The organism is Flavobacterium algoris (assembly GCF_048158525.1).
Taxonomy (GTDB): Bacteria; Bacteroidota; Bacteroidia; order Flavobacteriales; family Flavobacteriaceae; genus Flavobacterium; species Flavobacterium algoris.
Window position 1 is genome coordinate 12,405 of record NZ_JBLNKT010000010.1, and the last position, 19,981, is coordinate 32,385.

The following is a 19,981-nucleotide window of genomic DNA, read 5'->3' on the forward strand; positions in this document are numbered from 1 at the left end:
AAATCCTTAAATTCGCCAAATCAATTAATTTAGTAAAAACGTACCTAAAATGAAATGAGCTTTTGCCAATTCCATTTATATAACTAAAAAAATACTTAAAAAATAAAATGAGTTTTTACAAATTCATTTTTACAAAAATTTAAATAAAAAAATGACACGAGCGTTAGCGACTGCATTTCACCAATAAAAACAAATAAAAAACTTTGAAATGAAATACGATATTATAGTTTTAGGAAGTGGCCCAGGCGGTTATGTTACAGCCATTAGAGCATCACAATTAGGCTTTAAAGTAGCCGTGATTGAAAAAGAAAACTTAGGCGGAGTATGTTTGAACTGGGGTTGTATCCCAACAAAAGCGTTACTAAAATCAGCTCAGGTTTTTGATTATCTAAAACACGCTTCTGATTACGGATTGACTGTTTCATCATTTGACAAAGACTTCCCTGCAGTTGTACAACGCAGTCGTAGTGTTGCTGACGGAATGAGCAAAGGAGTTCAATTCTTGATGAAAAAAAATAAAATCGACGTGATTGATGGTTTTGGAAAACTAAAACCAGGAAAGAAAGTTGATGTTACTGACAAAGACAATAAAGCTACTGAATACAGTGCTGACCATATCATTATTGCTACTGGAGCACGTTCTCGTGAATTACCAAACTTACCACAAGACGGTGTAAAAGTAATTGGTTACAGACAAGCAATGACCTTGCCAACACAACCTAAATCTATGATTATTGTAGGTTCTGGAGCAATTGGAGTAGAATTTGCACATTTCTATAATTCTATGGGAACTGATGTTACCATTGTAGAATTCATGCCAAATGTAGTTCCCGTTGAAGACGAAGACATTTCAAAACAAATGGAACGTTCTTTGAAAAAAGCAGGAATCAAAATCATGACGAACTCATCAGTAGAACGAATTGATACTACAGGAGCAGGTGTTAAAGCATTTGTGAAAACAGCCAAAGGAGAAGAAGTTCTGGAAGCTGACATTTTACTTTCAGCTGTTGGAATCAAAACCAATATTGAAAACATAGGATTAGAAGAAGTTGGTATTGCTACTGACAGAGATAAAATCTTGGTAAACGCATATAACCAAACCAACATTCCTGGATATTACGCTATTGGTGATGTTACACCAGGGCAAGCATTAGCTCACGTAGCTTCTGCTGAAGGAATCAATTGTGTAGAGAAAATCGCAGGACTTCACGTAGAACCTATCGACTACGGAAACGTACCGGGTTGTACCTATGCAACTCCTGAAATTGCATCCGTAGGTTTGACCGAAAAACAAGCTAAGGAAAAAGGATACGAATTGAAAATTGGTAAATTTCCATTCTCAGCTTCAGGAAAAGCGAAAGCTGCCGGAACTCCGGATGGTTTTGTGAAAGTAATTTTTGATGCTAAGTATGGCGAATGGTTGGGTTGTCACATGATTGGAGCCGGAGTTACGGATATGATTGCTGAGGCAGTTGTGGCTCGTAAACTGGAAACTACAGGACACGAAATCTTAAAATCTATCCACCCACACCCAACAATGAGTGAAGCTGTTATGGAAGCCGTTGCTGATGCATATGGCGAAGTAATACATTTATAGATTTTAGATCGTAGATTAACGATTTTTGATTTCAGATTTATTAATCCGATTTGTGAAAGCAAGTCGGATTTTTTTATGTTTTTAAAGCAAATAAAAAACAAGAATCCTATTAAAAAAATGTCAATAATTTAACAAATAAATTAATATTAATTCGTAAATTTGATTGTATTGTGCGATATTTAAATACAAATATGTTAAAATTTAATAATTTAATTTATTTGCTATGAAAACACTAAGACAATTCAGTTTAAAGCCGGTATTGATAATTATTTTAATTACTCCTGCATGCACTCCAAGTTCAGATGATTTGAAAACCGACAATCGATTAAATGGTGTAGCTCCAATAGATAACCGAAATAATATTACTATTGTTGTTACTGACGGAACTTTGAAAATAGATCTTTATTGGGACTCTGATAACAATGAAGCAATTAATTTCAATAGGTTAAATTTTAATTTTGAAACTAAAAATAGATTAACTGCCACTGACGGAACAACTACTTATAAGGGAACTTGGTCACTAACTGATACAACGGGGTATATTGATACTTTATCAGAAATAAAATTTGATATTACTTTTACATCCCCAATACATTTTGTGGAAACAATAAATCATTGGGAAATCATTGATCAATCAAGAAGTGATATTAAATTAAGTGATGTAATTTATGGCAACGGAGAAACAGATTTTTCCATAGTTAGTAAAAATTAAAAACTTGGCTAACTAAAGAATGTAACGCACAATAAAACAGTTACAAAATAATACTCATACCATTAAAACAATATTTAAAGCCAAAACAAAATAGTATTCTTGCGCTATCTATTCGTTTAATACTGACAAAAATAGTACTATAAATTCAACACTTATTCTAGGTAAATTGTTGCTGCATATTGCACTACTAAATCCGTTTTTTCTTATTCTTTGGAACAAGAAAAAACGGATTTTTGATGTATTAGCACCTCAACATTTTTGAAATAAATAATCCCAAAATATTAAAATTCAATACGTTATAACTAAAAAAAAGGTATTAGATTTAATATTGGGTTGGATTTTTTTGTAAATTAGTAGCCTCGTAAAAATGACACCCTTATGGTGCTTTATTATTAAAAAAAATGATGAATTAGTATGCCAAAACTCATAGTGAATTTAAACCGATAAGTTGGTTTAAAAAACTAGAAGTCATTACGGACAAACAAGAATACCAATAATTCAGTTAAGCGCTTCTTGTCAATGCCGACTCACAACAAAGATAAAATACAAAAACCATCGACTACTTAAAAAACGACCGAAACCAAAAAGCCGAACAAGTAGAAAAAAATTAAATTAAAATAACTAAAAATTTAAATTTTAAAAAGATGAAAACAATCAAAATGATTTTAGTGACAGTACTCTTTGGATTATTCCTACAGCAAGGAGCAAGTTTGTATGCACAAGACCCCATGAAAGCATCCCCAAATGTGTATAAAAAAATACTGCTTGAAAACGACAAGGTAAGAGTAATGGAGGTTGAATTCAAGCCGGGAGCAACAGCTGCTTGGCACAGTCATCCTAACCATGTCATCTATGCCTTAACCAGCGGAAAAATAGAAATAACCGAAAAAGGCAAAGCAGCAACTACTATGGATATCAAAGCAGGTAACGCTATGTATATGCCTGCAGTAACTCATATGGGCAAAAACGTTGGAACCACCACAATCAAATTAATTGTGACCGAAATGAAACCAATGATGCAAAAAAAGATGAATCCCATGATGGCTCCGGCCAAGAAAAAATAACAAGACATTCTCTTTTGGAAAATAATTCATTTGATTTCATTTTTTGAATACGATTTAAAAACACCAAAATCCGTCTCATCTTCATAAGGCGGATTTTTTTATGGGCATGTCCTTGTTGCAGAACTATGGTATAAAAGACATAGTTTTTTTACGCAACAAGGTCAGGCTGTACGCTACAATCTTTTATTACGCTATGCTTCATAAAAGGATTTCCACTGCCATCCTTCATGCAAATCAACGGTGACGACAACTAAAATTGCCACCTTATAAATTCAAAAAGCATCTAACAAACAAACTGCCCTTTTATAATTTGCAAGAAAATTTTAATATATTTGAGAATAAATAAATAAATATTGATGCTTATCAGACAAAGCGACCCAATTTAGGGATGATAAGTCTAACATCTTCAGACCTATCTACAAGTTGTAAGCAATTTAAAGACAAAAATGAGTGAACAAGAAATATTACTTCTAGATAAATGGTTGGAATCTGTATATCATCTCAAAAGAATGGAAGAATTTTGGAAAGAATTAGATGGTGATATAAGTAAAAGAAAAAATAATTCACAACATTTCAAATATGAATTCAATGCATTTATTAATTCAATTAGAAGTGTAACTTTTGTTATGCAAAAATGTTTTAAAAATAAACATATTCATTTTGAAGAATGGTATTTAGAAATTCAAAATTTCCTCAAAGAAAGTGAGTTTTCTAAATCTGTAAATACCATAAGAACTTTAAATCAAAAAGAAGGGAATTTTCATCCTGATTTAATTGAAGTAAGAAATATTAATAATTATTTTAATACTGAAACGACTTTTACTCCAATTCCTCCAAAACAAAACAAATTATTTGAAAGATTGAAATTATCAGAATTAGAAAAAAACAAACTGTCAGAAAGGAATATTTCTAATTTTCAGATTGTAAGTATACCCAGTGCATTTAAGATAGAAATGACTTTTGAGATAGATAATGAAAGGGATTACGAACAGCAAATGGATGAAAATCATGAAATTGCTATTAAAGAATGTATAAAGCAAGAGTATCAAAAAAAAATGGAAATAACAGAAGAGGAATTAAAAAACACAACTTATTTAAAATTTAAACTAAAGGTTCTAAATAGAGTTTATGAATGGTCTGAATTCAAAAAAGAGTGTTATGATTTGGTAGAATATCTGAAAGCTAAAAGTAAAGAAGGAATTGAAAAATTTAAATAAACTGCTTACAACAGCTATCCCGACCGTGTAGATATCCCACAATAGTTAGCGCAGTTTTTTAAACTGTGCCCACAACAATGAGCAAATAATACAAATTTCAGCAGAATGGCTACTTTTCTTTTAGAAATGAGAAAGTTACTTTTTCCAGAGAGAGTATTGATTTCTGTTTAAATCCCATATATTTACTTTCTAATTAACAAAACTGAGCTTATTTAAAGGTTTAATCCCGATGCTTCGGGAGAGCTGAGATTAGCAGTAAACATATTAAAACACAATTACATATAAAATGAGATTCCCTCCATATGACATTTTCCCAATTATAACTGGCGACAAAATCTCGTTGCGACAAATTCTCACTACGGATATTGAAGATCTTATTGAAATTTCGTTTTATGATTCTATTCAGGCAACTACTTTTCAACAGGTGACAGAAATGCAGGTTAAAATAGACAAGAACTATATTGACGGTAATTCCGTTCATTGAGGCATTGCAGACAATTTAACAAATAAAATTATCGGAACTTGTGGTTATTATCGTGGATTTGAGGAAGGAGCAGGCGAACTTGGTTGCGTTTTATTACAGCAATACCGTGGGCAAGGTTTTATGACTTCGGCTATGTTATTAGCCATAGACTTTGGAATAAATAATATCGGACTAAAACGTGTTTGGGCAATAACAACTAAACAAAATGAGAAAGCAATAAAACTTCTTGAGCAACTTAACTTTACTAAAATTGCAGATTTGGACGATAACGAAATTGAATACGAATTAAGACGGAATGCCTACTGTTAACAATTGCTACAATAAATTTAGGTAATTGGCTTAATTTGAAAATAGTTTTGTATTTAAAATTTTAGTGACAACCGAAAAACAAATGATAATTTAGTTTCCAAAACTAGAACAAAACTACCGAAACGTTAGGCACAACCTAAACCAATATTATGCTAATATTTAACAAAAACTACTTTGGCTTCGCAACACTGATTTTTTTTATTGAAGTTTTGATCGCTCTTTTTGTCCATGACAGTTTTGTCAGACCTTATCTCGGTGATGTTTTGGTTGTTATTTTGATCTATTGCTTTTTAAAATCTTTTCTCAAATTACCCGTTTTAACTGTTGCGCTGTTTGTATTGCTCTTTTCTTTCACCATAGAATTTCTTCAATTTTTAAATATTGTTGAAAAGCTACATTTAGAAAAATCAAAAATTGCCCGAACCGTTATTGGAACTTCATTCTCCTGGATTGATTTACTAACCTATATTGTGGAAATTGCTATTGTAATTATTGTCGAAAAGTATTGGCTTAAAACAACATAAGACCATTAGAGAACAGCGTATTAAACAAGTAGTTTTCATCAAAACAAAATTGTAAATTAGAACAAATAGATGATGAATTAATAAATCTATTTGAATTTAGAAAAACAGTATCTTTAGCAATAAATATTTTTACAAGAACTATAAAAAACAGTATTCATATGAAATGGAAATTATCATTTTTCTTAATTATCAGCATTAGCATATTAGGTTACAGTCAAAAAAAAGATGACTCTGAATTAATAAAAAAATTACTGGAAAAAGAATCCGCAACATGGAGAGCTGCCGATAGTAAGAGGCATACGGAATGTTGGTATATTAAACCGTATAGCAAAATATTAATTTCAACTGCAGACGGAACCGCAATAGATGTTCCTCCAATGGCGATGATCAATACAAATCCAAGTTCGATGGGTAATGGTGGTTATTCCGTGAATACAAACTACAAAATGAGCATTAATGAGAATAGCGCTTGGGTAAGCCATAATGAAGAATCTACGGCTAAAGATGGAAAAAAAACTTTTTCTTATGAAATCAGGATGTTAGAAAAAATAAAAGGGCAATGGAAATTAGTTGGACAATCTATTCATATTTATAATCCAAAATAAAATAGTAATTTTTGGCGACTCTCTTTTAAAGAGTTTTTCATCTACAATAATAAATTATTAAAAAACTCCTTTTTGTTTAACACAAAAAGGAGTTTTTTTACTTTAATAAAAGTCGTTTGATCCTCATGATTAACTCATTAGGACTAAAAGGTTTTGTTATAAAATCATCTGCGCCTAGTTCAAAAGCCTTTAACACCGTTTTTTCTAAACCTACTGCTGATAATATGATTATTGGAATGTTTAATTTTAGTTCCACTTTTACTTTATTCACAATATCTAAACCTGAAGCAAAAGGCATTTCAATATCTGAAAGTATAAGATCCGGATTTTCTAAAACTATTTTATCTAATGCAACATTACCATCTGGACATGCAACAACTTCATATCCTTCTCGCATGAGCTTAAACTCCATAGTTTTTAACATCATCTCATCATCTTCGGCTATTAGTATTTTCATGTATTAATTAATTATTGGTATGAATAAATCTTCGAAAAAATCATGCTCTATAGTTCCAAAAAAAGCGTAAGCTTTTCTCAAAAATAGGCTTTTAAAATGGTTAATAGTATCAATATATTAAAGAATTATTATAAAATTGCTTCATTTATTTTAATAAAAAAAACACTAATTTATTATACTATTTACGTTTTTAAACCCAATTTAGTTTTTACTAATTACACTATTTTAGAAAAACCATGAATTGTTTCTAATTCATTGAAGACAACCTGACAAATTTCATAAAAATTTTCAACTTCCTCTTTCCGGATTTGCCCCAGAGGATTTATTTTAATTTCGCTTTCAATAATATCAATACATTTTGATGCACTTGTTATTCCTAACAAACTTATAGAGGATTTTAACTTATGCACTTCCGCTTTCAAAACTATTATATTGTCAATTTCGTTTGCTTCAATTATAGCTTCTAAAGCTGGCGGGGCATTATGTAAAAACAAAGACACCATTTTTTCTATAAAAACGGTATCTCCGTCGGCAAATTCATTTAAATATTTAAAATTGATTAATTTTTCGACCATCACTTCTTCTTCTGATGCATCAAAAGATTTATTATTTACATTCATTAAATTGTGGTGTAATTTTTCAAGCAATACATTAAAATCAAAAGGTTTAGACAGATAATCATTCATACCGCTTTCTAAACTCCTTTTTTCTTCACCTAATGTAGCATGCGCAGTTAACGCTATTATTGGGATATTTGATTTAGATCCCATATTGGTTCGTATGTGTTTTGTAACTTCATTTCCGTCCATTTCCGGCATTTGAATATCCATCAGAATAATATCATAATCATTCTTTTCTATTTTATCGATGGCTATTTTTCCATTATCGGCTATGTCAATTTCTTTCTCCCATTTTTCAAATACTTTAATTGCCAGCAGCTGGTTTAATTCATTATCCTCTACCAAAAGTATTTTTATGTCTTTTAGGAAATTAGAGGACAATTGTTCTTTTACTATTTTTACAGTTTCAATACTTCCTTTCTGAGCCTTTCTATATTGTAACGAAAATGAAAACTCACTCCCTTTAGCAACTTCGCTTATTACACTTATTATTCCACCTTGTAATTCAATAAGTTTACGGGTAATGGTAAGCCCTAGACCAGTTCCACCAAATTTTCTTGTCGTTTCATTTGAAGCCTGATTGAAACTATCAAAAATAGAATCAATCTTGTCTTTTGGAATACCAATTCCTGTATCTACAACTGTAAATCGTAAGAGACTAACTGATTCAGATTCTTTCTCTTGGGAAACGATTAACTCAACGTACCCTTTCTCCGTGAATTTTAAAGCATTTCCAACCAGATTAATCAATATTTGCGATAACCGTGTTGGGTCTCCAATCAAAAAATTATTTATTTCGGGATCTATTTCACACAATAATTTTACTTTTTTCTCATTTGAAATTGGAGAAAGTAGTTCAATTACAGCATTAATCGTTTTTGACAAAGAGAAATTAACATCTTCAAATGTCATTTTATCAGCATCAATTTTAGAAAAATCAAGAATATCATTAATAATAACCAATAAGTTTTTGCTGGCTCTTTTTATGGCTTCCACACTTTGTTTTTGATTATCATCTAGATTTGTGTTTTCCAGAATTCGAGCAAATCCTATAATTCCATTCATTGGGGTACGAATTTCATGACTCATATTGGTTAGAAATTGTTCTTTAACTCTAACGGATTGTTCCGCAATATCTTTCGCTTTTATTAATTCTTTCTCAATTCGTTTTTGATCACTAATATCTTGAATAGTACCTAAAATCTTGAATGGTTCATTGTGTTCATCATTCAAGCATTTTATAAACTCATTAATGTATTTAACAGTTCCCTTTTTACCCAATAAACTGTGGCTGAACTGAACTTCAGAATTACTTTCCTTTACATAACTGAGATTGCTTTCAAAAAGCTCAATATCGTCTGATTTAATTAAACAAGATTTCATAAGGGCAATGGAAGTGGTAGTGTTTTTGTCTATTTCAAAAATATTAAAGACTTCCTCCGAAAAAAAAACTTCTCCATCATTTAGATTTATTTCCCAACTTCCAATCTTGGCCAATTTTTGAGCCTCAAAAAGCCTGTTTGCATTTATTTTTAATTCTAATTCTGTTTTCTTTCTTTGAATAAGGCTTTCGTGCAGTTTAAGTGCATTTCGGATGCTCTGTGAGACCCCATCCGGGGTTAATAATGTTTTGGGAATATAATCTGATGCACCACCTAAAATTGCCTGGCTGGCAATTTTTTCATCTCCTTGTGAGGTCACAAAAATTACCGGAGTTTCTATTCCTAAATCTCTGAGTTTTTTTAAAAAAGAAATTCCATCACTATCCGGCATCATATAGTCTAAAAAAATTAAGTCATAATGAAATGATTTAATCTTTTCAATGCCTTCTTTGGCAGAAAAAGCAGGTTCTACATCAGCATTAATTCCAGAATGAGATATGGAACGAATAATGGTAATTGAATCAACTTTATCATCATCAATTATTAGTATTTTTAAAGCAACAGCCATATAATTTTATCTTTTTTCTCTTGTAAATTCAATGATATTCCAATAGTCATTAAGTATTGAAAAAAAATCTTTGCTATTTTCGCCCTCACATGGTTTATACATGTATCCCGCTATGTTTAAATTTAAAGCGGCAATTTTATTTAGGTCATTATCAGTTTTTGTTATTACAAACACTAAGGTTGATTTTAAATCGGGATGGATTCGCATTTTATTTAATAAATGTATACCGTTGATACCTTCCTCATTAATATCTATTAATACGATCTTAGGAATTGGCGATATTTTATTATCACCTTGTAACATAGACCAAGCTTCTGTGTCATTTTTAGCCCGATACAAGGTAGACTTAATCCCGATTTCAGAAAATGCATTTTTCACATTTTCAAAATCAGCACTACAACTGTCTATTAATAAAATATTTGAACTTCCCATAAAGTAAATTTAAAAAATTTACATTTCACATAACTGCCAAAAATTATTAAGTGTTGAAACCGATACAACGAATTTTTCGAAAGACAATGGTTTTAAAATATATCCGGCTACATTCAAATTATAGGCCTTAATTTTATCACTATCCTCATTTGAAGTTGTCATAACAAAAACGGAAATATTTTTCAGTCTTTCACTTTCCCTTAAAATTTTCAAGAATTCTATTCCATTCATCTTTGGCATATTTATATCCAAAATAATGATTTTTGGTAAAGGAATAATCTTATCGTCAAGCATCTCTAATGCTTCAACACCATTACCAGCTACAAAAAGCGGATTTTTAATATTGTTTTTAGAAAATGCTCTTTTTACATTCATTACATCAACCTCATCATCTTCTACCAATAAAATATTTACCAATTTATGTGTCATAATTTTAATTTATTATTCTTAATTATTTAGGCCAATTAAATTTAAAAACGGAACCTTTATTTATACCCGGAGTATACACTAATGTTCCTCCAACCATTTTAATTATTTTATTACTAATTGATAATCCTGCGCCTGTCGAATCTACAATATCTTTCGAATTTACCGTATAAAATATAGAGAAAATTTTATCTTTAACATCTTCCGGTATTCCAGGTCCATCATCACTAACTTTTATCACGTATTCCGTTTTCTCCTCACTTACTGCTACAAATACATTCTTTTTTTCTTTATCATGAAATCGAACTGCATTATCCAGTAAACTGTACAATACTTTTTGCAATTTTTTACCCAGAATAATACTATTTTCATTTAAAAGATTATAAGATAAATGGAATTCAACATCTGATTTATTATCGACCATTTCAATGCAATCTGTGACTAATTTAGGAATATTCACTTCATATGATTCCATTTCAGTCCTGTTTACACGAGAAAATTCCAATAATGCATTCATCATTTTTTCAAGACGCTCCACTCTATTTTTTAATAATCTAAAGTTATCCAAAATGTCTTTATCAGCATCACTTCCCAAATCTTCTTCAATCCAAGTTGTTATATTAGAAATAGCTCGCATTGGTGTTTTTATATCATGCGATACAATATAAACAAACTCTTCAAATTCTTTTTTAAGGGAAATTAGTTCCTCCTGACATTTTTTATCTGACTCGATCATATTCATTTATTTAGGAACCGTAAAAATAAAACTTGTCCCATTATCATTCTCAGATTTTATATAAATCTCGCCTCCTTTTTCTTCAATTATTTTTTTAACAATAGACAAACCTATACCGGTACTTTCTTTTTTATCGCGTGCTTCAATAGTTTGAAAAACTTCAAATACTTTTTTATGGTATTCTTCAGCGATACCCGGACCATTATCTTTTACCGTAAATTGATGAAAACCGGGCAATAATTCATATAAACATTCTATTTTACCAATTGGTTTATCATTATACTTGACTGAATTGCTTACAAGATTACTAAAAACCTGCTGAATAAGTATTTTTTCCGTTTCAATAGTAGGAAGCATATCATCGATGACAATCTTGAATCCTTCATTAGGAACAACTGAATCAACGATTTGATTCAACATCTTTTTTAAATCAGTTGTTTCTTTTTCAATTTTGGTTCTTCCTATACGGGAATATTCCAAAACCCCATTTATCAAATTCTCCATTCGCTGGATACGTCCCCGCAATAATTCAAAATTAGTATTGACTTCCGCTGGCATTTCCGGCATGTCCTCAACAATCCATTCCGAAAGATTATTTATAGCTCTTAGTGGTGCTTTAAGATCATGAGAAACGATATATGCATACTGATCCAGCTCTTTATTCTTTTTTTCGAGGTCAACTAATGCACTATTTAAATTTTCTTTTGCTAATTTTTCTTGAGTTATATCCGTACTAATCGCTATGTATTGATATGGTTTTCCGTTTTCGTTTAAAAAAGGAACAATTGTAGTATATTCCCAATAATAAGATCCGTCTTTTGCACGGTTTTTTATTTCTCCTTTCCAGACATTTCCATTGGCAATGGTCACAAATATATTCCTTGTAAATTCTGTTGGATGATACCCTGAGTTAATAATTTGTTGATCTTGTCCTATTAATTCTTCTTTTGTGTATTTAGAAATGGTACGGAAATTTTCATTGGTATAAGTGATTATTCCTTTTTGATCTGTAATTGCAACAATTGCAGATTCATCCAATGCTGATTTAATATCTCTAATTTCCTTTGTTTTACTATTTATTTTCTGCTCCGCTACTGTTTTTTCTGTAATATCCTGAATAGTTCCCTGAATCCCTACTATTTCATCACTGGTGTCTTTATAAGCTTTCCCAATCCCTACAACATATTTTAAGCTTCCATCAGGAAAAAGAACTCTATGATTATAATGCAAATCTGAGCCATTTATCCTTGTATTTTCAATTGCTTTATCCAGATTTAATAAATCATCGGGATGTATTCTACTTCGGTAAGCTTTAAATAGTTCATCTGAAGGTAATTCTTCTAAATCAAAAATTTGATAATGACCTTTGGACCAAATAAGTTGATTAGTTATTAAGTCAAATTTCCAGCTTCCAATTTTTGCAATACTTTGCGATTCATCCAATAATTTATTACTACTAATTAAATTTAGTTCTGCTTCTTTTTCCTTTGACATATCCCTTGCGATACAATATAAATTCCCTGTATCAGGATCAGGGGATGTGTTCCAGCTCAATAAAACATACTTGCCATTTTTACACCGATACCGGTTTTCAAAACTGATAGTCTTATGTCCTTTTGATAATTTTCCAACTTCCTGAAAGGTTTTGTCTAAATCCTCTGGATGAATTAAATCTACAAATGGTTTGCCTTCTAATTCCTCCTTAGAATATCCTAATACATCTGTAAAAGCAGGATTTACTTTATAAAAAAAGCCGTCTACGTTCGCAATACAAACCAAATCTTTAGACAGTTCAATAAAATTTTGAAATTCTTTTTGAGACTTAATCAAGTCCGTATTTTTTTTTCGCGAATCCAACAATAAAACTACTTGATGCGCAAGCAATTGCAATGCCTTCTTTTGTTCATTGGTCAATATTCTGGGTTTTGTGTCTATAACACAAAGAGATCCTAAATTAAAGCCATTTTCATCCTGAAGTGGCGCTCCTGCATAAAAGCGAATATTAGGATTTCCAGTCACTAAAGGATTCTCAGCAAATAATTCATTTTCCATTGCATTATTGACTTCATAGATATCATCGCCCATAATTGCATATTGGCAAAACGAGAAGCTTCTTGGGGTTTCAGTAACTCCTAAACCAACACTCGATTTAAACCATTGTCTTTCCTGATCTAATAAACTTAATAAGGCTATAGGAGTCCCGCAAATATAAGAGGCAAGCTGAGTGATTGCGTCATACTCTTTTTCGGCTAAAGAATCCATAATTGAATACTCTTTAAGTGCTTTGAGTCTTTCTATTTCATTTTCCGGTATCGGATTTTTTTTCATCAATTTGGGGGCTTTTTCTCTACTAACAATAGTACAGAATTTATAGGTCTAAACAAATATTTTTCATAGTTATACTTATTCTATTTCTTTAAACCAACTTAACTATTTTAATTACAAAAATAATTTATTTTTTGTATTATCAATATTTATCTAAACTTAATATTCCTGATAATTGCAACTATTTTTCTTACATATAATTTATATATTTATCATTAGATACTGCCATTACTTTTTTAATCTTATTGAAAAAAAAGTTTCATTTTCATTCCTGTTTTTTGAAACAAAATTAAAACACACAAACCTCTGTATTTTAATTACTTAATTTAAAACAACAATGAAAAAAATGTCTTTTTTTGTACCAATAAAATAATTAATTGATTAATTTTACAGCATGGGTTTCAACAATAAGGAATACCTGCTTTCCTGCTTTTAAACCTCAAAATGTAAGCAAATTTCAAACCTACTTTTTAAGTAAAAAGTGCGCCTCAACTATTTTCTATTGTTATTATTTTAACAGACTAATAATCGTCAGTTTCTATTCAAAAAACATATGAAATGGCAAAGTACAAACACATCCTATTTTTCAGCCAAATTGGTATTGATGCTATTGATATAGTTGGTGGCAAAAACGCCTCTCTTGGCGAAATGTACAATCAGCTCAATCCAAAAGGCATCAACATTCCTAATGGTTTTAGTGTTACAGCACGCGGATACCGGCTTTTCAGAAAAATGAATAATTTGGAGAAACCATTGAAAGAGTTACTGCTTTCATTGGATACTAAAGAATATTCCAATCTTTCTTCCATTGGAGAAAAAGCCAGAAATCTAATTTTATCAGCAACCATTCCAGAGGAAATTCAAGATGAAATAGAGGCTGCTTACCAATCGCTTAGTGAACAATGCGACATAAATAATCTTGATGTGGCAGTACGAAGCAGCGCAACTGCTGAGGATTTGCCTACAGCAAGTTTTGCAGGACAAATGCAATCCTTTTTGAATATCAATGGTACAGCACAGTTAATCGATGCCGTACACCGTTGTTATGTATCCTTATTCACGGACCGTGCCATAAAATACCGTCATGATATGGGTTTTGCTAAACTTGACATTGCGATTTCTGTAGGTATACAACAAATGGTTCGAAGTGACAAAGCAGCTTCTGGCGTAGCATTCACTATTGATCCGGATAGTGGTTTCGAAAACACCATTATCGTAAATAGCATTTGGGGATTAGGAGAAAACATTGTTCAAGGTACTGTTACACCTGACGAATGGATTGTCTTTAAACCTACTTTAGAAAATTCAGATTTAGAACCTATTCTAAAAAGACAATGCGGCAGAAAAGAATTTACAATGATTTATGCCGATAAATCCATCAGTTCTTCTGCAGAAAATACAATTAGTAACACAGATACTTCTTTGGAGAAACAAAACCAGTTTTCATTAAGCGATAAAGAAGTAATTCAGCTTTCTCAATGGTGTTATAAAATTGAAAAACATTATAAAAAACCAATGGATATTGAATGGGCAAAAGACGGTTTGAACAACCAACTTTATATCGTTCAGGCTCGTCCGGAAACCGTTCACGGAAAAACAAATAAACAAGTCCGGAAAATCTATAAACTCAAAGAGAAAGGAACTCTTTTAGCACAAGGGATTGCTCTTGGCGATAAAATTGCTTCTGGAAAAGTCCGCATATTAAATAGTCCGAAAGAAGGCCATTTATTACAAGATGGAGAAATTATAGTTACTGATTTGACTAATCCTGATTGGGATCCCATCATGAAAAGAGCTTCGGCAATTATTACCAACAAAGGCGGACGCACCAGTCATGCCGCCATAGTTGCACGAGAGCTAGGAATCGTTGCAGTAGTAGGCTGTGGCAATGCTACATCAGCACTAAAAAATAGCCAGGAAATTACTGTTTCCTGTGCCGAAGGAAAGGAAGGAAATATATACGAAGGATTACTAAAATGGGAAATAAAAGAACAGGATTTTAGTAAACTTGAAATGCCAAAAACTGATCCTATGCTTATTCTTGCCGATCCAGAAAGAGCATTTGAATTGAGTAATTATCCTAATCAAGGTGTGGGTTTGATGCGAATGGAATTTGCTATTTCGAATACCATAAAAATTCATCCGTTGGCCTTGTGTGAGCCTGAAAAAATAACCGACAACGCAATAGTTGCCGAAATAGCGGCATTAACCAAAGAATATGAAGATCCTAAAAATTATTTCATTGATAAACTAGCCGAAGCCGTATCTATTGTTGCTGCTGCATTTTATCCAAAAGATGTAATTGTACGAATGAGTGATTTTAAAAGCAATGAATATGCCAACCTCATTGGTGGAAAATATTATGAACCAGATGAAGAAAACCCCATGATAGGATTTCGCGGTGCTTCCCGCTATTACAGTGATTTTTATCGAAAAGGGTTTGCCTTAGAGTGTGAAGCCATGAAAAAAGTACGCAATAAAATGGGGCTTCATAATGTAAAATTGATGATTCCTTTTTGCAGAACAGTCGAAGAAGGTGAAAAGGTCCTTAATGAAATGGTCAAAAATGGATTAATGCAAGGCATCAACGGACTAGAAGTATATGTCATGATTGAAATTCCAAGTAATGTATTAATGGCAGATGAATATGCAAAACTATTTGATGGATTTTCTATTGGTTCCAATGATTTAACGCAACTCACATTAGGATTGGATCGCGACTCAGCATTAGTAAGTTATTTATTTGATGAGGAAAATCCAGCCATAAAATATTTGATTAAAGAAACGATTCGGGTTGCCAAACGTTTTGGAATAAAAGTAGGTTTATGTGGACAAGCACCTAGCGATATCCCACAATTTGCAAAGTTTTTAGTGAATGCAGGAATCGACAGTATTTCATTCAATCCCGACGCTTTGATAAAAGGAATTGAAAATATTTTGGAAGCAGAAAATAAAAAGAAAAATTCTAATGTAAGAAAACTCAATTATGGAAATAATATTCAAAAATAAAGTAGCTATTGTAACTGGCGGTTCATCAGGAATCGGTAAAGCTACTGCTCTTGCTTTCGCAAAAAAAGGAGCGAAAGTTGCCATAGTGGATTGGAAAGAAAATGATGAAACGCTAAATCTTATCAAAGATTCTGGAGGAGAAGCCTTTTTTATCAAATGCGATGTATCAAAAACTGCTGATGTAAAAGCGATGACAGAAAAAACGATTGATGCTTTTGGAAGATTAGATTATGCTTTTAACAATGCTGGTATTGAAGGAATAGCTGCTTCTTTACAAGATTGTACCGAGGAAAATTGGGATAAAACCATTGGTGTAAACCTAAAAGGAATTTGGCTTTGTATGAAATATGAAATTCCCCAAATACTGAAACAAGGAAAAGGTGTGATTATCAATTGTTCTTCTGTTGCCGGATTGGTGGGATTCGCCAGTTTACCTGCTTATGTGGCATCTAAACAGGGTGTTGTAGGATTAACAAAAACCGCAGCTTTAGAATGTGCAAAACTCGGAATTCGGGTAAATGCAGTTTGTCCAGGAGTAATACAAACCCCCATAATTGATAGACTTACCGGCAAAACAAAAGAAGCGGTGGAACAGTTTGCCGGCTTGGAACCTGTAGGTCGTTTTGGTCAACCAGAAGAAATAGCTAACGCAGTACAGTAGTTTGGATGTGTTCCGATGAAGCCTCTTCTATAACAGGATATGCAATGGCTGTTGATAGTGGTTTTGTGGCACAATAACTTAAATTATAATAGTAATTCTAGCTTTATGTAGTGTTAATACAGTTAAAAAAATGATACGCCATGATTGAATTTCTAATGCCCAGTTTGGGCGCGGATATGGAAGATGCTACACTGATCGAATGGAAAAAAAAACCAGGAGATACCGTGAAGCGAGGGGATATTATTGCCGAAGTGGAAACACAGAAAGAACTGATTGAAATTGAAATATTTGAAGAAGGAATCATTGCCGAATTACTCTTTAAAGAAGGTGCTAAAATTCCCGTGGGAACCGTAATGGCATTAATAAATTCTAACGAAGTTACATTGGAAACAAAAAAAGAAGAAAAAATTCCGGAACAAGAATCGATACCATTGCAACCGATAGAAGAAAAAGAAACGGAACCAATTTACGTTCCAAAAGTGGAAGAAACTCCTATCAAAGAAACTCCATTATACCAGAGAAGTAATGACGATAATCCTATTGGCTTTCAAAAAACAACAGAAACTGAACCCAATGTAGCCATTCCCAAAGATACTGTGGATAATACGATTGAAAAAATTGAAGCTGATGATAATCGTATTGATACTTTAAAAACAACAGAAACAGAACCCGATGTAGCCATTACCAAAGATGATGTGGATAATACGATTGAAAAAATTGAAGCTGATGATAATCGTACTGATACTTTAAAAACAACAGAAACAGAAACAGAAACAGAACCCGATGTAGCCATTACCAAAGATAATGTGGATGATACGATTGAAAAAATTGAAATAGAAAACACGGAGATACTACTTGATGAATCCGAAAAACAAGGCAATACTGCTGAAGGAATACGTACAGCAGTAGCTGCAGCAATGAGTAAATCTAAAAGGGAAATTCCACATTATTATTTGGAAAAAAAAATTAATCTTACAAATACGTTAGCTTGGTTGCAAATAGCAAACGAGCATCGTGTGGTAAAAAACCAATTACTGCCTGTAGCATTAATGATAAAAGCAACGGCAAAATCGCTTCTTGAATTTCCGGATTTGAATGCAATTTGGGATAACGGTTTACAACTAAAGAAAGATATCAATATCGGTTTTGTCGTATCACTTCGCACTGGTGGTATAATTGTTCCTGCCATTCATCAGGTTGACAAGAAAAATGTGGATGAAATCATGGATGCATTAAATGAGATTATTCCAAGAGCAAGAGCCATGCGGTTACAAAGTTCGGAATGGAATGATTCCACTATAACAATAACGAATATTAGTGACGGAGGAGCCGATTCTATTTTCGGAATCATTCATCCTCCACAGGTTGCAATTATTGGTTTTGGAAATATTCTGGAACAACCTCATGCCGAAAATGGTATGATTGGTATCTGTCCTTTCGTAAATGTGACATTGGCAGGAGATCATCGTGCTACGGATGGATTAATAGGCAGCCGATTTTTAATTACTTTAAACAAACATTTACAAAATCCTGAATTATTATAATCCCTGAAAATCTAAAAATATTATTTTTCAATTATTAAAAACATTGCTCTTCGTTCGAAATCCTCGGAATTGATGTCCGATAAAAATAATAGAACAGCACGCCATATAGATTCTTATGATTCACTACTATTCATCGTTGCGTTAAATGAAAAATTCCGGAACAAGATTATCGAAAAATCACTATCTTGACATCATTAATCACCTATATTTCAGATAAAAAAACAAAAATGAAAGTATTAGTTTATAGCATATTTGGTTTCGACAGACCTTTTTTGGAAAAAGCGGCCCATGGTAATCACGAGTTAGTTTTTACGGAGCAGCCTTTGAATGAAAGCACCGTAAATCTTGCCAAAGGCTTTGATGCCGTTTCGCTTTTCACCTCTGATGAGGCTTCAGAAGTTATATTGAAAAAACTATATACCTGCGGTGTAAAATACATTGCACTGCGCTCTGTAGGTTATGACCATGTAGATTTAGCAAGAGCCAAATCCCTGGCAATAAAAGTGGCAAACGTGCCGGAATATTCACCTTATGCCATTGCTGAACTTGCCGTTGCTCTCCTATTGGCTTTAAACAGAAAACTAGTTTTAGGCCAGACTTTAATGCAAAATGGTGATTATCGTTTAGATCATTTAGTAGGTTTTGATTTGCATGGAAAAACAATAGGTATCGTTGGTACTGGGAAAATAGGTACTGCTTTTGCACGAATTATGCATGGTTTTGGCTGTAAAATTTTAGCTTTTGATATACAGGAAAACAAAGAGCTAATGAAAGAAATCCCTATTTCTTATGTCTCAATAGCGGATTTATGCGTAAATTCTGATGTGATTTCTGTCCATTATTTACTGAACGAAACGACTAATCATTTGTTTAACAAAACGACTTTTTCACAAATGAAAAAAGGAGTTATTTTTATCAATACGGCTCGTGGAAGCATTGTAAACTCTGAAGATTTATTAGAAGCTATTGAAAATAAAACTATCGCCGCAGCGGGTTTAGATGTTTATGAAAAGGAGAAACCAATATTTTTTCAGGATCACACTAATGCTTCCGTAAGCGATCCTTTGTTTCTAAAACTCCGCTCCTATTCTAATGTGATAATTACCGGACACCAAGGTTTTTTAACTAATGAAGCATTAGAAGGAATCGCCCATACCACTATTGCAAATTTGAATGCTTGGGCATATAATGGTATTTCTGAAAATGAAGTAAGCTAAAGAAGCTTACTATTTTAAAACGAATACAAGCTATTGATTTTTATTATTTAGTTTTTTTTTCTAATCATACTATGATTAATAGTATTAAAAAT

At 32.2% G+C, this 19,981-nt stretch carries 18 protein-coding genes; 12 read left to right on the forward strand and 6 right to left on the reverse strand.

The features are described from left to right. Window positions 1-208 precede the first annotated feature (208 nt). The 8 genes from lpdA (at window position 209) to ACM55I_RS07380 (ending at window position 6,512) form a co-directional block, all read left to right on the forward strand. A complete protein-coding gene (gene lpdA, locus ACM55I_RS07345; protein WP_416846126.1) occupies window positions 209-1,597 on the forward strand; it encodes a dihydrolipoyl dehydrogenase in 1,389 nt (462 codons plus the stop codon). 223 nt (window positions 1,598-1,820) lie between these two features. Further along, window positions 1,821-2,309, forward strand: a complete 489-nt coding sequence (locus ACM55I_RS07350; RefSeq protein WP_416846127.1) for a hypothetical protein — start codon at window positions 1,821-1,823, stop codon at window positions 2,307-2,309. A gap of 644 nt (window positions 2,310-2,953) precedes the next feature. Beyond that, the gene (locus tag ACM55I_RS07355; RefSeq protein ID WP_416846128.1) at window positions 2,954-3,373 is read left to right on the forward strand and encodes a cupin domain-containing protein; all 420 of its coding nucleotides are present in this window, start codon (window positions 2,954-2,956) and stop codon (window positions 3,371-3,373) included. Between the two features lie 446 nt (window positions 3,374-3,819). Next, entirely contained in the window at window positions 3,820-4,590 is a 771-nt protein-coding gene (locus ACM55I_RS07360; protein ID WP_416846129.1) for a hypothetical protein, read from the forward strand. Between the two features lie 286 nt (window positions 4,591-4,876). Then, on the forward strand, window positions 4,877-5,074 hold the full coding sequence (locus tag ACM55I_RS07365) for a hypothetical protein (protein ID WP_416846130.1): 198 nt from the start codon (window positions 4,877-4,879) through the stop codon (window positions 5,072-5,074). 27 nt (window positions 5,075-5,101) lie between these two features. Beyond that, entirely contained in the window at window positions 5,102-5,383 is a 282-nt protein-coding gene (locus tag ACM55I_RS07370) for a GNAT family N-acetyltransferase (RefSeq protein ID WP_416846213.1), read from the forward strand. A gap of 149 nt (window positions 5,384-5,532) precedes the next feature. Beyond that, window positions 5,533-5,907, forward strand: coding sequence for a ribosomal maturation YjgA family protein (locus ACM55I_RS07375; RefSeq protein ID WP_416846131.1), 375 nt, complete (start codon window positions 5,533-5,535; stop codon window positions 5,905-5,907). A gap of 158 nt (window positions 5,908-6,065) precedes the next feature. Next, window positions 6,066-6,512 carry an endo-arabinase gene (locus ACM55I_RS07380; RefSeq protein WP_416846132.1) on the forward strand — a complete coding sequence of 149 codons (447 nt, stop codon included), beginning with the start codon at window positions 6,066-6,068 and terminating at the stop codon, window positions 6,510-6,512. 97 nt (window positions 6,513-6,609) lie between these two features. Here ACM55I_RS07380 and ACM55I_RS07385 read toward each other — a convergent pair whose 3' ends face one another. The 6 genes from ACM55I_RS07385 to ACM55I_RS07410 all read right to left on the reverse strand — a co-directional run bounded on the left by ACM55I_RS07385 (window position 6,610) and on the right by ACM55I_RS07410 (window position 13,461). Continuing rightward, window positions 6,610-6,969, reverse strand: a complete 360-nt coding sequence (locus ACM55I_RS07385) for a response regulator transcription factor (RefSeq protein ID WP_416846133.1) — start codon at window positions 6,967-6,969, stop codon at window positions 6,610-6,612. Between the two features lie 215 nt (window positions 6,970-7,184). After that, entirely contained in the window at window positions 7,185-9,539 is a 2,355-nt protein-coding gene (locus tag ACM55I_RS07390; RefSeq protein WP_416846134.1) for a response regulator, read from the reverse strand. A gap of 6 nt (window positions 9,540-9,545) precedes the next feature. Further along, window positions 9,546-9,971, reverse strand: coding sequence for a response regulator (locus ACM55I_RS07395; RefSeq protein WP_416846135.1), 426 nt, complete (start codon window positions 9,969-9,971; stop codon window positions 9,546-9,548). A gap of 18 nt (window positions 9,972-9,989) precedes the next feature. Next, window positions 9,990-10,400 carry a response regulator gene (locus ACM55I_RS07400; RefSeq protein WP_416846136.1) on the reverse strand — a complete coding sequence of 137 codons (411 nt, stop codon included), beginning with the start codon at window positions 10,398-10,400 and terminating at the stop codon, window positions 9,990-9,992. A 22-nt stretch (window positions 10,401-10,422) separates the two neighbouring features. Beyond that, window positions 10,423-11,133: a sensor histidine kinase gene (locus ACM55I_RS07405; protein WP_416846137.1), complete on the reverse strand. Its 711-nt coding sequence runs from the start codon at window positions 11,131-11,133 to the stop codon at window positions 10,423-10,425. Window positions 11,134-11,139: 6 nt separating this feature from the next. Continuing rightward, on the reverse strand, window positions 11,140-13,461 hold the full coding sequence (locus ACM55I_RS07410) for a PAS domain S-box protein (RefSeq protein ID WP_416846138.1): 2,322 nt from the start codon (window positions 13,459-13,461) through the stop codon (window positions 11,140-11,142). A gap of 555 nt (window positions 13,462-14,016) precedes the next feature. Here ACM55I_RS07410 and ppsA point away from each other — a divergent pair. The 4 genes from ppsA (at window position 14,017) to ACM55I_RS07430 (ending at window position 19,889) form a co-directional block, all read left to right on the forward strand. Beyond that, window positions 14,017-16,467, forward strand: coding sequence for a phosphoenolpyruvate synthase (ppsA, locus tag ACM55I_RS07415; RefSeq protein ID WP_416846139.1), 2,451 nt, complete (start codon window positions 14,017-14,019; stop codon window positions 16,465-16,467). Beyond that, the gene (locus tag ACM55I_RS07420) at window positions 16,445-17,128 is read left to right on the forward strand and encodes an SDR family NAD(P)-dependent oxidoreductase (RefSeq protein ID WP_416846140.1); all 684 of its coding nucleotides are present in this window, start codon (window positions 16,445-16,447) and stop codon (window positions 17,126-17,128) included. The genes ppsA and ACM55I_RS07420 overlap by 23 nt, the downstream gene beginning before the upstream one ends. Before the next feature lie 140 nt (window positions 17,129-17,268). Then, window positions 17,269-18,672, forward strand: a complete 1,404-nt coding sequence (locus tag ACM55I_RS07425) for a dihydrolipoamide acetyltransferase family protein (RefSeq protein ID WP_416846141.1) — start codon at window positions 17,269-17,271, stop codon at window positions 18,670-18,672. A gap of 227 nt (window positions 18,673-18,899) precedes the next feature. Continuing rightward, window positions 18,900-19,889 carry an NAD(P)-dependent oxidoreductase gene (locus ACM55I_RS07430; protein WP_416846142.1) on the forward strand — a complete coding sequence of 330 codons (990 nt, stop codon included), beginning with the start codon at window positions 18,900-18,902 and terminating at the stop codon, window positions 19,887-19,889. The last annotated feature ends 92 nt before the right edge of the window (window positions 19,890-19,981 follow it).